Here is a 13,819-nt window from a genome sequence, read left to right as displayed (position 1 = left end):
AAGGGATGTCACATAGTACTGTCCGTTTCATGGGCGATGATCGATCTCCGGTGGACCCGCCGGCGGTGCACTACGACGAGGAGGAGCGGCCCGCCCGCGAGCTGAGCGGCCGGGCCGGGGTGTTCGTCTCGGTCGTCGCGTTCGCGGTCGCGCTGCTCGTCCTCTGGCAGGTGTTCCGCCCGCTCGCCCAGGGCAGCCAGTACTACCTGATCATTTTTCTGGCCGGGACCCTGCCGCTGGTCTTCCTCGCGTACAAATCGGGTCTGGGGAAAGGCCGGGAGACGCCCGGGGTGACCGACTGGATCCTGGCCGGCGCCGCGCTGGTGGTCTGTCTGTATCCGATCGCCGGCGGCTACGACGACTTCCTGAACCGCCAGGGGCTGCTCGAACCGGTCGACATCGTCTTCGGCGCCGTCCTGCTGGTCCTGGTGATCGAGGCCTGCCGCCGCACCACCGGATGGGCGCTGCCGGTGGTCTGCCTGGCCTTTCTGGCGTACGGCTACTACGGCGGCCTGCTCCCGCAGACCTGGCCGATCGCGCACGCCGGACTCGACTTCGCGCAGATCGTCGACGCCCTCTACAACTCCGGCAGCGGCTTCTACGGCACCCCGCTGGACGTGGCGGCCACCTACATCGTGCTGTTCACCATCTACGGCGCGGTGCTGGACCTGTCCGGGGCGAGCCGGTTCTTCGTCGACCTCTCGGTGGCCGCCTTCCGTAGGTCACGCTCCGCGGCCGGGCGCACCGCGGTCGCCGCCGGCTTCCTGCTCGGCACGGTCTCCGGATCCGGTACCGCCACCGCGGTCAGCGTCGGCGCCGTCACCTGGCCGATGCTGCGCCGCGCCGGCTACCCACCCGAGCAGGCCGGCGGCATGCTGGCGGCCGCCGGGGTCGGCGCCATCCTGTCGCCGCCGACGCTGGGCGCGGCCGCGTTCATCGTCGCCGAGTACCTCAACGTCTCCTACCTGACCGTCCTCGGCTGGGCGACGATCCCGACCGTCCTCTACTACCTGGGCATCCTGCTCGCCGTCGAGATCGACGTCCGCCGGTACGGGGTCCGCGCCGTCGACGCCCCGCCCACCAGCGCCTGGCGGCTGCTCACCCGGTTCGGCTACCACTTCTCCTCCCTGATCGTCATCGTGGTGCTGCTGGCCCTGGACGTGAGCGCCACCCGCTCGGTGGTGTACGCGACGATCCTGGCCGGCGCACTGTCCTTCCTGGACCGGCGGCACCGGCTCACCCCGCCCCGGATCTTCACGGCGCTGTCCGCGGGCGTACGCGGAGTCCTGCCGGTGGTCGCGGTCTGCGCCGCGGCCGGCGTGATCACCGCGACCACCACCAAGACCGGCCTCGGCGCCCAACTGGCGTCACTGCTGGTCAACGGCGCCCGCGCGATCACCGACGAGCCGCAGGCGGTGCTCGCCCTGACCGTGGTGCTGGCCGCGGTCGCGCTCGCCCTGCTGGGCCTCGCGGTGCCGGTGACGGCCAGCTTCATCATCGGCTGGGTGATCATCGGCCCGGCGCTGCTCGGCCTCGGCGTACCGGCCCCGGCGGCGGCCATGTTCGTCTTCTACTACTCGGTGCTGTCCGAGGTGACCCCGCCGACCGCGCTGGCCGCCGTCGGCGCGAGCGCAATCACCGGCGGCCGCGCCATCGCGACCATGTGGCAGGCGCTGAAGTACGCGCTGCCGGCGTTCCTCGCGCCGATCGCCTTCGTGCTCACCGCCAACGGCGAGCACCTGCTGGCCCGCGGGCCGCTGGCGGGCGTCCTCTGGACCACGGTGGTGGCCGGGCTGGCGGTGTTCGGGCTGGCCGTCGCGACCGGCGCGTGGCTGCCCGGCGTCGGCCCGGCCGGCCCGGCGACCCGGGTGCTGGCCGCGGCCGCCGGGCTGCTGCTGCTCTACCTGGACCCGGTGGCGATCGTGGCCGGGCTGGCGGCGCTGCTGGCCGCCGCCGGAGTCGCAGCCCTAGAGAAGCGCCGGCACCGGCCCCCCGTGGAGATTCGCCCTCGCACCACCACCCCACCCGGAGGAGACGGATGAGACGAATACTGGGATCAGTGCTGGTCGGCATGCTCGCGGTCGCCACCGCGGCGTGCGGCGGCCGGCAGGACACCGCGAGCACCGACACCGGCGGCGCGGTCACCTGCGAGGTGGCCGACGCGACCCGGATCGGCATCGCGACGGGCAACGCCACGGGCGTCTACTTCGCCCTCGGCAACGCGTACGCCGAACAGATCAACACCGTGGGCGGAGAACTCCAGGCCACCGCGGCCGAGACCGGCGCGTCGGTGCAGAACATCCAGCAGCTGGTGGCCGGCACGTACGACGTCGCCTTCTCCCTGGCCGACACCGCCGCCGACGCGGTGAACGGCACCGGCAGCTTCACCGGGAAGCAGAAGGTGGCCGCCCTGTCCCGGATCCACAGCAACTACACGCAGGTGATCGTCCGCAAGGCGGCCGGGATCTCCGACGTCGCCGGGATGAAGGGCAAACGGGTCTCGACCGGCTCCCCGAAGTCCGGCACCGAGGTGATCGCCAACCGGCTGCTGACCGCGGCCGGGCTCCAGCCGGACACCGACGTACAGGCGCAGAAGCTGGACCTCACCAAGACCGTCGACGGCATGAAGGACGGCACCATCGACGCCCTGTTCTGGTCCGGCGGCCTGCCCACCCCGGGCATCACCGACCTGCTCACCACCAGCGCGGACCAGGTCGAGTTCCTGGACGTCACCCCGCTGCTCCCGGAGATGCGGAAGATCAACGAGGTCTACCAGGAGGGCGTCATCCCGCAGGCCACCTACAAGACGGCGGCGGACGTGAAGACCATCGTGGTCCCGAACGTCCTGCTCGTCCGTGAGGACCTGGACCCCGACGTGGCCTGCGTGCTCACCCGGACCCTCTTCGACCGCAAGACCCAGCTCGAACAGGCCAACGCCGCGGCCAAGGAGATCACGCTGGAGACCGCCCGCCAGACCGCCCCGGTGACCGTCCACCGCGGCGCCACCAAGGCCCTCGACGACCTGGGCGCCCCGAAGTAACGACCGGATGGTGGGAGGCCGGGCCGCCGGTCTCCCACCGTCGTATGCAACCCTCCCCGGTGCTCGCCTCGTGATTAGCGGGACCGACGGGATGGAGACCTCATGACCGACCGCGACGAGGCGTTCGCCGAGTACTTCGCGGCCCGATCGTCCGCCATGCGGGCGACGGCGTTCCTGCTCTGCGGTGACTGGCACCGGGCCGAGGACCTGGTTCAGCAGACCTTCACCAAGCTCTACCTCCGGTGGAACCGGGTCCAGCGGCACGAGTCGCTCGACCCGTACGTCCGCCGGGTCCTGATCTCGACCTTCATCGACGAGGGACGGTGGGGCTGGTGGCGGCGGGAGCGGCCGCAGGAGACCCGGATCGAGCGGGCCGCGGCGCCGGAGCCGTCCGACGACCGGATCACCCTGCTCGGCGCGCTCGCCCGGGTGCCGGCCCGGCAGCGGGCCGTGCTGGTGCTCCGCTACTGGCAGGACCTGTCCGTGGAGGAGACCGCGGCGGCGCTCGGCTGCTCCGCGGGAACTCACATTCGTCGATAACAGCTATGGTCGATGCGTCAGGTCAACTACCAGGGCGAACGGGACGACATCGATGGTACGGCGGACGGGGCGAGCGCGAAACCAGGTTCGATTCGACAGCAAGGCGGCTCTGCTGGCGGGCGGGTCGGAAGTGCGGGCGTTGCGCTATCAGCGGGCTTCGCAGGACAAGAAGGAACAGGGCAAGAGCGTCCACGATCAGGGCGTGCTGAACGTCAAGGAGATCAACTCCCACGGCTGGACGGATTCGGCGTCGTTCACCGACAACGACCGGTCGGCGAGCCGTCACGCGACGAAGGAGCGGGAGGAGTTCGAGCGGCTGATCGAGGCGATCCAGCGCGGCAAGGGTGATGTGCTGGTGATCTGGGAGATCTCCCGCAACCAGCGCGATCTCGCGGTGTACGTGAAGATCCGCGACATGTGCATCGAGGTCGGCCTGAACTTCTGGCTGGTCGGCGGGGTGCTGTACGACCTGCGGGACAAGAACGACCGGATGATGCTCGGCTTTCAGGCGGTGCAGGCGGAGTGGCTGGCCGACTCGATCCGCGACAACGTGCTGCGCGGCATCGTCGGCGCCGCCGAGTCAGGCCGCCCGCACGGGCACGTCACCTACGGCTACCGGCGCATCTACCACTCCCGGACCCGCGCGTTGGAACGCCAGGAAGCCGACACCGAGGTACTGACCGCGACCGCCGAGAACGGGACGACGAGCGAGTACACCCGCGCCGGGATCGTGAAGGAGATCTTCGAGAAGGTGACCAACGGGACGCCGTTGATCGCCATCGAGAGGGAGCTGAACGAGCGGGGTGTGCCGTCGCCGAAGGGGTCGGCCTGGCGGCGTGGGGTGATCCGGACGATGGCGATGAACCCGGCGTACATCGGTAAGCGGGTGCTGCGGGGTCAGGTCGTCGGGGACGGGATCTGGGACGGCATCGTGACCGAGGAGATCTACTGGGCGGCCGTGCGGACGTTGAAGGATCCGTCCCGGACGACGACCCGGCCGGGCCGGGCGGTGTATCTGCTGTCCTACGTCGTCCCGTGTGCGGTGTGTGACGGTCCGGTGTCGCGGCAGGTCGCTCGCCGCAACAACTGGTCGCGTGAGTTGTACTCGTGTCTGAAGAAGCGGTGCGCGGCTGCGCCGATGGACTTGCTGGACGAGTTCGTGGAGCGGGCGGTGGTGGCGTGGCTGTCGCGGGAGGACATCCACGAGATCTTGACCGCGCAGACCGCCACCGATGCCGACGTCGCGCACGCCCGCGCCGAGGCGGACCGGTTGCGTGCGGAGTTGGAAGACTGGCGGCGGCTCGCCGAGGTCGGTGACGTGACCGCGATCAGCTTCGCCCGCGCGGAGAAGGGCCTGCTCGACCAGATCGCCCAACACGAGCAGCGCGCCTCCGAGGCCGGTATCCCGCCGGTGCTGCGGGGTCGGATCGGTAGGGAAGCCGTGGCCGCGTGGGCGGCGTTGGGTGACGAGGTGGCGGTCAAGCGCGACATCATCCGTCTGGTCGCCGACATCAAGCTCCTACCTGCTGGCAAGGGCAGCCGCCGTCCGTTCGGCCGGCACCGGCTGGAATGGAAGTGGAAGTTCGGGGTCGAGAACGAGGAACCGCAGGTGTGACTGGCGCGGGTCCGGACGTGGCGATGACGCCACGTCCGGCCCTTTGATCAAGCTGCGTCCCGGTGGCGGTGTAGTCGTAGGAGCCTGGCGAGGCGGGCGGCCTGGTCCGGGGTGGGCAGGCCTGCCTCGGCGGCGAGGGCTTGGATCTCCTCCTCGATGGCGGGGTCGGTGAGGTGGTGGGCCATCGGCAGGGTGCCGTGCGCGTCGGGGTGTCCGGGGGTGTGCGCGTGCGGGTTGTCTGCCGGAATGAGTTCGCCCGCCTCCCCAACGGGGGTGGCGGGCGTGGGGCCGCGTGGTGCGCGGCGGTTCAGCCGTCGGTCATCACGGCGTCGAACCATCGTCCTCCTCGTAAGGTGTTGTTCTGCTCGGGGCAGCGGGTCACGAATCGCATGGCAGCTCCATTCCTGGTTGGGTCACGGGGTTCAGCTGGCGTTCACCGGTGCTGTGGTGTCGTCGTCGTACGGGAGTTCGGACAGTCGTAGCCGGGGACCGTGGTGGCCGTGCAGCCACCACACGTTCTCGGCGGGCGACTGCCCGGTGGCGGTGGTGTGGTCGCCGGCGGCGGTGGCCACCAGGTCGGGGACGTCGGTGTCGGTCAGGAGGTGGTGGAGGTTGAGTTCGCGGCGGGTCGAGGGCAGCCAGAACAGCACCGGCCACCGCCAGCGGGTCATTTCTGCGAGCCGTACATAGTTGATGATCTTGTTGGCGAGGACGGTCAGGCTTTCGGTGCCGAGATCCATCTCGAGCAGGAACGGCACCTGCCGGTCGTGTTCGGCCCAGACGCCGTGGGCGTCCGGGCGGGGCAGGCTGGTGAGCAGCATCAGGCTCGGGTCGTCGCCGGTACGGAAGAAGGCTCCTCTCTCCTGGAGTGCGGAGGCGGACCGCCACTGGATGAGGCGGCTGCCTGGGTGGGTGCGTTCGTGACCGGCCAGGTCGACGAAGAACTGGTTGGTGGCCAGCAGGTGCGGCAGGTTCGCCCGGGAGGTCAGGTGCTGTCTTCGCTGCCTCGCCTGATCACGACGTGGGAGCGGCTCGCGGCGCTGGGCTGCGACGATCTCGGTGCCGAGTTGGTCGAGCAGGTAGTGATACGGATACGAGCCGCCCTCCCAGCGTTGCGGCCGGAACCGGGCCACCACACCCAACGCGAGCAGCTTGAGCAGCCGCCGCTGACAGAACGTCAGCGACCCGAACAGGGCGGTGTTGATCTGATCGGTGGTCAGGACGCCGTGGTCGTAGAGCCAGCCGAGCAGCCGCAGATCACGGCCGGTGAGAGACGCTTGCGCCCGCAGGAGGCGCTGTTCAGTGCCAGTAGGGATAGGCATCACCCCCAGGGGAGACCCCAGACGAGGGTCTGTCGCAGCACACGACGACCATCGCCGGATAGCAGCTGACCTGCGCTGACAGGTCGACGATGGGGTCGGTGTGGGGGTCTGCGTCAAGACCGACCCCCACACCGTCACCCGGACACACCCCGGCACCGACACCCCGACCACACCCAGCCAGTCGGTCTGAGTCGAATGCCGTGCTGGTCCCGTTCCGAAGACGGGATGCGTCGGCTGGTTGACCTGGTAGCGCTGTGATCGGCGGTACGGGCGTGCTGTCGCAGTTGGGTGCCAGTTGGGTTCCGAGCGAGGTGGACAGCGATGGTGACGAATCCGTGGTCGCGGACGTGACAGGTATTGACAGATCGACCACGGACGCTGGGCCTGGACTTCGACAGGAGCACGGAGGTAACCTCCGTGGCCCTGCTAACGGACGGTTCATGGACACTCCTTCTCATTGATAGGACGGCAGACGGCTCGCCGCAGCACCGCCCACGCTCGTCATCACGACGACGAGCCGGTGACAGCGGCAATCGGCAAGTCGGCTTCCCCCATCGCCGGGGGTGCGACGCCGCCTCCAGTTGGTTCTTCGGGGCGGGCGGGTTGGTCGCGGATCAGCTTGACCAGTGCGGACGCCCGCGCGTTCGACATCGCGTAGCCCTGCCTGCGAAGCAGTTCGGCCAGGGCTTCGCGTGACAGCGGGCGGCCCTCGCGGGCCAGGTCGTCCGCGGCTTTGCGGGCGACGGGAAGTAGGTCGCGGATCTCGTCGTCGACCGTCGCCGGTGGCGGACCGTCGTCCGCGACGGTCGGTGGTTGTTGCGGACGTCCGGGACCGTCCGGGACGGCCGCCAAGGCCGGGACCATGGCGGCCGGACCGGGTCCGGCTCGGCCGAGTGCGATCTTCACCATGGCCAGGAACCCGACCGCGGGTAGCGCCGCCGCGAGCCAGCCGATGACCGACGGCTCGGCCTCCACGACCTGCGCGCCCAGCGACAGCACCACAGCGACGACCAGCACCACGGCCGGGAACCACAGGTGAGCACCGAGGCGTTTACGGCGCCGCAGTTCCAGGCCGCCGGCCACGGACATCAGTTCCAGCACGATCGCGTCGGCCCACGCCAGCCACCCTGGCTGGCCGTGCGCCTCGGCGACGTCGTGCACGTGCGTGAACGAGGCCGCCGCCGCAGCCGCCCCGATCGCCAGCATGATGACGACCTGAACGACACCCTCGACCCGGGCGGCACGGTCCACCCGAGCCGGGAACGGTGTACGAGGTTCGCTCACCGGCGTCCCCGTACCGGTGATGCCCGACCGTGCCGGGCGATGGGAAGGATCCGGTTCGCGGTGACAGACCGTGACAGATCGCGAACGGGCGCGGATCGGCGCTGGTGACAGGTCCAGCGCGTATCCTGCTCTCCCCAAACAGCGTGACAGTGATCGATAATCATGGCTTCACTCTCCACAAGAGACGACGAACCTGCCCCGCGGCAGCGGAACAGGCGATGAACGAAGCAGCCGCCGCGGCCCGAGGGCGGCGACGGCGGCAGGCAAGCCGAGCAGAGAGCGCGGCTTGCTACAGGAGAAAGGGGCGGCTCGACGCCGTTCTGGACACCACACCGGCAAGATTTTTTCCAGCGATCACACCGGCGACGGGGGTTGGTGGTGCAGCCGAACCGATCAACACCACGCTCACGGCGCGCTGAGCTGGCATTACAGGACCTGACCCCGCTCGTGCTGCCGGGCAACCGGGACGGTACGGATGCCCGGCACGGGCCGCTGTTCGACTGGTTTGAGGCCCGTTTCGCGATGCTCAACTGGACCATCCCGGCCGATCGCCTCGGTCCCGGTCTGCCGCCCAGGGACATGCGGCCCCGCATGCTCCTGCGGTTCCTGCTCGAAGACGCCGACTACCCGCAACGCGACAAGATCTGGGCCGCCGTCATCACCGGCGCCCGCCGTCCCGCGACTGCCGAGCCCTACCGACTCCTCGCGATCAGCCTCGCCGCCCGTGGCCTGCGCCGCGCCCGCAGGCGGATCATTCTGGCCTACCGCGACGACACCGCTGACATCGACCACGACCTGCTCTACGGCTTCCTGAAACGAATGACGACCATCGACATCCGCGCGACGAACCTCGGCATGAAACTGATCGAGAGTGGCATCACTCACGCCAAGGGCCGACAATCCCAGCCATCCCAACAACCCCCGAAACCCCGACCGCCTGCGCCCATGGCAGACAGCACGCCCGATGAGAAACTCAGAGTCCTCTTCCACGATTTTCTGGCCGCACTCGCCGCCTCCGGAAGGCCGCTGGCCGAGCGGGACGTCAAGCTGCTCACCATCACCGGCTTCGACCACGTCAGCATGAAAGACGCAGCCGACCAGCTCGGCATGAACCTCAACACCGCCTACCGGCAACGCAAGCGTGCCAAGGCCCGCTTCCTGAAGTACCTTGCCGCCCGCGACCGGGAACCCGACGAGAAACCAGCCGATGGAGTTCGCGGGAAGCCGGCTACCGGTCGCGGTGCCACGGCATCCGCGGAGGCGGCGGCACCACCGACTCGTCGAACGGCTCCGAACCCTGCCCCACCGCGACCAACTCGCCGATCAGCGCTGAGAGCTCCTGCTGCCAGCTCGGATCACGATCGATCCGCAACACCCCCCGAATCCGATCCGACACCACCAGCACCGGACCACCCGACCGACCGGCCACACTGAAATCCGGGCCGTGCACCAGCACGACGGCGCCCGCGACACCGGCCTGGACCGTCACCTCCGGCGGGAACGGGCCTGACCGCGCGATGTCCCACAACACCACCACGAGATCCGCCAAGGCGACCTCGTCCTCCATGAACACCACGTACGACGACGCCGCACCCCGCGACCGCGCCGGCCACACGGCAGCCGTCATGTCCCGTAGTTCCGTCGCCAGCGACTCCGCGTTCTCCCTCCGGGCAAGGACTGCAGTCGGCGTGCCGTCCTCGCCGTTGCCGGACTGACCGGATGTTCTCGTCACGGATGCCAGCCTGCCAGCATTCCTGGACGATCCGGTAGCGGCTGAATCCCCGCACCAGGTCTCGCATTCATGTCGATCGGTGGATACGTTGGGTCCTATCGTCCGTGGCAGCGGGGAGAACTGCGGTGCATAAGGCCGACACGGCGTGGTGGACTACCGGCTCCTTCGAGGGCCGTCCCATGCCCGAGATCCTGAAGGCACGTGACATCGGTGCCGTCTTCCGTTTCCTGCGCAGTCGAGGGTGGAGCCGTGCGGTCACCGCCGGTGCTGCCGGCTTGTCGGAGACCCGGGTGCGGGCCATCGCCCAGGGCAACCAGCAGATCACCTCCTACGAGGTGCTCGAACGGATCGCCGAAGGGCTCACCATCGAACGCGGCCTGCTCGGCCTGGCTTTCACATCGGCGAACCAGGCGACCGCGCCGGATCCCACCAGCAAGCCACTGCAACCGAGCGGATCACTCAATCTGCCGGCAAACGGGCTCGACTCGATCCGTGCCGCTCTCGACATCGCCGACCTTCCACCGGACGGGCCCATCCGACCGCTGCCGGAGTTGTCCACCGCGGTCACCGACGTGGTCCGTCTGCGGCTCGCCTCCAACTACACCCGATTGTGCGTCGCTTTGCCGGACCTGCTGAACGAGTTGCACCGGGCGCATGAGGCCTGGGCGGGACAGCGACGCGCCGCCGTCGCGGCTCTACTGACGCAGGCGTACCGGGCGGCCGACGCGCTGGCCGACAAGTCCGGCCATCACGACCTGTCGGCCCGGATCATCGCGATGATGACGCAGAGCGCCCGACGATCCGGAGACGAACTGGTCCTAGCGACGGCGTCCTACGTCCGCGGCGAGTTGTTCTTCGCCAACGGCCGACCCGATCTCGGCCGCACCGTACTGGAACGGGCCGCGGAACGCCTCCTGCCCGGCAGCGACACGGACACCAGCGCAGCGTACGGCTCACTGCACATGCGTGCGGCGGTTCTGGCCGGGCAGTCCGGCCGCCTCGACCAGGCGCGTGACCACCTTGCCGAGGCAGCCGAATACGCCACCCAGGTACCCGAGGGCGAGTATCACGGCACCGCTTTCGGACCGTCGTCGGTGCGCATCCACGAGGTAACCCTCGCCGTCGACACCGGTGATCCGGACAACGCCCTGCGCGTGGCCGCCGACTGGGATCCTCCCGAGGAGCTGCCGGCCGAACGCCGCTCGCACTTCTACATCGATCTCGCCCGGTCCAGGGCCATGCTCGACAGCCCCGAGGATGCCGTCACCGCGCTGTTCCAGGCACGCGCGGTCGCGCCCGAACACACCCGATTCCATCCCCAGGTCCGCCGACTGGTGAGTGACCTGCTCGACGGCGCGGGGAGCACGAGCCGGGTCCACGACTTCGCCCGCTGGACCGCGGCGCCCGCCGCCGTCAGCTGACCTGCGGCCGGACGACCTCCGGCAGCTCGGCGAGGGAGTCGACAACCCAGGTGGCATGCTCCCGCACGATCGGGTCGTCAGCCCACAACCGGCCCCAGGGACCGCGCTTGACCAGCACCGCCTGTAGGCCGCTCTGGCGGGCGGCCCGCACGTCGTAGTCGCGGTGGTCGCCCACGTAGGCGATCTCGTGAGGTTCCCCCGGTGCGAAGGCGACGACCCGCTCGAAGAAACCGGGGTCCGGTTTGGCAACTCCCCACTCGCCGGAGGTGGCGAGACCATCGACTGGCAGGTCCAGGGCCCGCAAAAGTTCAGCCGCCCGGACGGTCTGGTTGCCGGCGACCCCGACCCACACCCCTCGCCGCCGTAGCTCGGCAAGCGCGGGCCGGACGTCCGGGTACAGGTCGCCCTCGTCCATCTGCTCACCGACACCCGCCTCTTCACGGCGCTTACGCTCGGTCACGAGGTCGAAGCCGGGGCGCACGTACTGGAACGCCTCCGCGTTGTTGCGGCCCTGAGCGACGACGATGCCGATCAGCGCGGAGAAGGTGTGCCGGGGCACGCCGATCCAGTCGGCCCAGGCGTTGAACTCGCGGGTGTCATCCAGCAGCGTCTCACCGACGTCGAACACCACCGACCTGATCACGAAATCTCTTCCCTTCAACAATGAGGCAACCGTACGGCCGGGACGGTCTCGCTCGTGGGCCGACGCCGATGAGGGGCTGGCGGGGCACACCGGGTCGCCGAAGAACCGGCACGAACGATCAGATTCTGCCCCGGGCTGTCATGCACGGAAACTCCGGCGACGACACCAACGCCCGAGCGTTGTCCGATGCGCTGCCCGATCTGGCGTGAACGTTCCCGTTTGCCGTAGCGTGTTGCCACCGAAGCGGTGTGTGGTCGGATGTCGGAAAGGGGCGGCGCGACCATGAACATCGATCCTCAGTGGTGGGACACGGCGGTGTTCGAGGGCCGGCCCCTCGTCGAGCATCTCGCTGCCCGTGATGTCTCCGCGCTTCTGCGTTTCCTGCGGACCCGGGGTCTGTCCCGGGCGCGACTTGCCGCCTTGACCGGTTTGTCAGAGACCCGGGTGCGGCAGATCGCCCAGGGCCGACAGCGGGTCACCTCCTTCGAGGTCCTGGAACGCATCGCCGACGGGCTGAGCATTCCGCGGCCGTACCTGGGGCTCGCCGCATCCTCCGAAGGCTCCCCGTCACGGTTCGTTGACGTCTTCGCCGATCCTTCGCTGCACGATTCGTGGAGTGCCCTGTTGGGCGTGTTGTCCGCCCGGAGCAACACCCTCGGCTGCGCGGGCCTGCGTCGGCCAGCAGAGGGACAGTCCCAGCTCATCGGCGCGGCCCGGGTAGCCACGAGCGGACTGCACCGTTCCCGCCTGATGGCGCTGGAAGCGCACTGGACCGAGTTCCTGAGTTGGATCGAGGCGAACGGGCCGCACCCGGCGCGGGCGAGTTCGTTGCTGGACCGGGCGCATGCCCTGGCCGTCGAAGCCGGTGATCACCATCTGGTGTCGTACATCCTCATGCGCAAGAGTCAGCAAGCGCTCGACGACGGCGACGCGGTACGGGCGGGCCGGTTCGCGCAGCAGGCCCGCCGGACACCGAAACTGCCGCCCCGTACGTCGGCCCTGTGCCTGATCCGTGAGGCCGAGGCACACGCCCTCGCCGACGACGCGCCCGCAAGCAGGGCGAACATCGACCTCGCGCTTCGTCTGGTCGCCGAGCCCACCGACGGGTCGGATCATCTCGGCGGCCACTGCACGGTCGACTACGTTCGCGCCAGCGAAGCCCGATGCCGGCAGATGCTCGGCGAGAGCGCGGCGGCCACGAGGACCTATGAGGAAGTCCTCGCGGCGTGGCCTGCCGAGGGGCGCCTCGATGAAGGCGTATGGCGCGCTGACCTCGCGCTCGCGTATCTGGACGACGGTGAACCGGAACGAGCAGCGGTCGAGGGCCTGACCGCGGTCCGGGTAGCGGAGCAGACATCGTCGGCGCGCGCCCTGCGGGCCGTGGGCCGGCTGCTGCCGCGACTGCGCCGACACCGCGAGATCACCGTGCTTCCCCGCCTGGCCGAGGCATACCAGGGCGCGCTCGTCGCCTGTCAGGATTGATCCATGAATCTGCTGTCGACCGCCACCAGTGAGGACGAGAGGCGTCGCGCCGCCCCCGTCGCGGTGCTCCCCGTCGGAAGTTTCGAACAGCACGGCGCCTTTCTGCCCCTGGCCACCGACAGCGTCGTCGCCTGTGCGATCGCCGAACGCATCACTGCAGCTTATGACCTGTTCCTGCTGCCGCCGGTGACGATCTCGTGCTCCCATGAGCACAGCGCCTGGCCGGGCACGGTCAGCATCAGCCACACCACCCTGACCGCCATGATCAACGATGTCTTCACGTCACTCCGGCGGTCCGGGGTCGAGCGCCTTGCCCTGGTCAACGGCCATGGCGGCAACTACGTGTTGAGCAACATCGTTCAGGAGGCGAACGCCGCGGGACCGGTGATGACACTGTTTCCCGCCAGGGACGACTGGAATGCCGCCCGTCAGGCAGCCGGTCTGACGAGCGACGGCCATGCCGACATGCATGCCGGCGAGCTGGAGGTGTCGCTGTTGCGTCACGTCGCGCCGGAGATGCTTCGTCCCGGTGTCGAGACGTCCGACCACCAGGCCGACGACCGTAACCTGCTGCTCGTCCACGGGATGGCCGGCTATACGAAGTCGGGTGTCATCGGGATGCCGTCAGCCGGGACGGCGGACAAGGGCAGAATGATTCTCGACAGCCTGGTCGACACGTTCAAAGCCCACCTGGACGCGCTGACCGCAACCGGATGATCGGACCGGCGGCCGGTACGCTG

At 69.3% G+C, this 13,819-nt stretch carries 12 protein-coding genes; 8 read left to right on the top strand and 4 right to left on the bottom strand.

Features of this window, described 5'->3' with window-relative positions; translation table 11 throughout:
* Positions 1–29 precede the first annotated feature (29 nt).
* The 4 genes from J5X75_RS29510 (at position 30) to J5X75_RS29495 (ending at position 5,195) form a co-directional block, all read left to right on the top strand.
* The gene (locus J5X75_RS29510; RefSeq protein WP_208470792.1) at positions 30–2,042 is read left to right on the top strand and encodes a TRAP transporter permease; all 2,013 of its coding nucleotides are present in this window, start codon (positions 30–32) and stop codon (positions 2,040–2,042) included.
* The gene (locus J5X75_RS29505; protein ID WP_208470791.1) at positions 2,039–3,040 is read left to right on the top strand and encodes a TAXI family TRAP transporter solute-binding subunit; all 1,002 of its coding nucleotides are present in this window, start codon (positions 2,039–2,041) and stop codon (positions 3,038–3,040) included. Before J5X75_RS29510 ends, J5X75_RS29505 begins: the two co-directional genes overlap by 4 nt.
* 102 nt (positions 3,041–3,142) lie before the next feature.
* Positions 3,143–3,580, top strand: a complete 438-nt coding sequence (locus tag J5X75_RS29500) for a SigE family RNA polymerase sigma factor (RefSeq protein ID WP_208470790.1) — start codon at positions 3,143–3,145, stop codon at positions 3,578–3,580.
* A gap of 130 nt (positions 3,581–3,710) precedes the next feature.
* The gene (locus J5X75_RS29495; RefSeq protein WP_307798331.1) at positions 3,711–5,195 is read left to right on the top strand and encodes a recombinase family protein; all 1,485 of its coding nucleotides are present in this window, start codon (positions 3,711–3,713) and stop codon (positions 5,193–5,195) included.
* A 47-nt stretch (positions 5,196–5,242) separates the two neighbouring features.
* Here J5X75_RS29495 and J5X75_RS29490 read toward each other — a convergent pair whose 3' ends face one another.
* The 3 genes from J5X75_RS29490 to J5X75_RS29480 form a co-directional block, all read right to left on the bottom strand.
* Entirely contained in the window at positions 5,243–5,533 is a 291-nt protein-coding gene (locus tag J5X75_RS29490; protein ID WP_208470788.1) for a hypothetical protein, read from the bottom strand.
* An 84-nt stretch (positions 5,534–5,617) separates the two neighbouring features.
* Positions 5,618–6,517: a replication-relaxation family protein gene (locus J5X75_RS29485; RefSeq protein WP_208470787.1), complete on the bottom strand. Its 900-nt coding sequence runs from the start codon at positions 6,515–6,517 to the stop codon at positions 5,618–5,620.
* 504 nt (positions 6,518–7,021) lie between these two features.
* Positions 7,022–7,801 (bottom strand): DUF2637 domain-containing protein, encoded by a 780-nt coding sequence (locus tag J5X75_RS29480; RefSeq protein ID WP_307798330.1) that lies wholly within the window; start codon positions 7,799–7,801, stop codon positions 7,022–7,024.
* Positions 7,802–8,176: 375 nt separating this feature from the next.
* Here J5X75_RS29480 and J5X75_RS29475 point away from each other — a divergent pair, with 375 nt between their 5' ends.
* On the top strand, positions 8,177–9,235 hold the full coding sequence (locus J5X75_RS29475; protein WP_208470786.1) for a hypothetical protein: 1,059 nt from the start codon (positions 8,177–8,179) through the stop codon (positions 9,233–9,235).
* Positions 9,236–9,658: 423 nt separating this feature from the next.
* Positions 9,659–10,954: a helix-turn-helix domain-containing protein gene (locus J5X75_RS29470; protein ID WP_208470785.1), complete on the top strand. Its 1,296-nt coding sequence runs from the start codon at positions 9,659–9,661 to the stop codon at positions 10,952–10,954.
* On the opposite strand, the gene J5X75_RS29465 is transcribed toward J5X75_RS29470, so the two are convergent.
* Positions 10,947–11,597, bottom strand: a complete 651-nt coding sequence (locus J5X75_RS29465; protein ID WP_208470784.1) for an HAD family hydrolase — start codon at positions 11,595–11,597, stop codon at positions 10,947–10,949. The two genes, J5X75_RS29470 and J5X75_RS29465, sit on opposite strands and share 8 nt — an antisense overlap.
* A 315-nt stretch (positions 11,598–11,912) precedes the next feature.
* Here J5X75_RS29465 and J5X75_RS29460 point away from each other — a divergent pair, with 315 nt between their 5' ends.
* Together J5X75_RS29460 and J5X75_RS29455 are read left to right on the top strand one after the other, a co-directional pair.
* Complete coding sequence (locus tag J5X75_RS29460) at positions 11,913–13,079, top strand: helix-turn-helix domain-containing protein (RefSeq protein ID WP_208470783.1); 1,167 nt, start codon at positions 11,913–11,915, stop codon at positions 13,077–13,079.
* Positions 13,080–13,082: 3 nt separating this feature from the next.
* Positions 13,083–13,796 carry a creatininase family protein gene (locus J5X75_RS29455; protein ID WP_208470782.1) on the top strand — a complete coding sequence of 238 codons (714 nt, stop codon included), beginning with the start codon at positions 13,083–13,085 and terminating at the stop codon, positions 13,794–13,796.
* Positions 13,797–13,819 lie beyond the last annotated feature (23 nt).

It is taken from the genome of Actinoplanes flavus (assembly GCF_017592555.1).
GTDB classification, from domain to species: Bacteria; Actinomycetota; Actinomycetes; order Mycobacteriales; family Micromonosporaceae; genus Actinoplanes; species Actinoplanes flavus.
The sequence above is the reverse complement of the archived record's forward strand: the minus strand, read 5'-3'. Positions and strand labels throughout refer to the sequence as shown.

Coding starts and splice junctions, on each gene's coding strand:
- J5X75_RS29510 (WP_208470792.1), top strand. CDS start 30: ATGGGCGATGATCGATCTCCGGTGGACCCGCCGGCGGTGCACTACGAC.
- J5X75_RS29485 (WP_208470787.1), bottom strand. CDS start 6,517: ATGCCTATCCCTACTGGCACTGAACAGCGCCTCCTGCGGGCGCAAGCG.
- J5X75_RS29455 (WP_208470782.1), top strand. CDS start 13,083: ATGAATCTGCTGTCGACCGCCACCAGTGAGGACGAGAGGCGTCGCGCC.
- J5X75_RS29505 (WP_208470791.1), top strand. CDS start 2,039: ATGAGACGAATACTGGGATCAGTGCTGGTCGGCATGCTCGCGGTCGCC.
- J5X75_RS29500 (WP_208470790.1), top strand. CDS start 3,143: ATGACCGACCGCGACGAGGCGTTCGCCGAGTACTTCGCGGCCCGATCG.
- J5X75_RS29490 (WP_208470788.1), bottom strand. CDS start 5,533: ATGGTTCGACGCCGTGATGACCGACGGCTGAACCGCCGCGCACCACGC.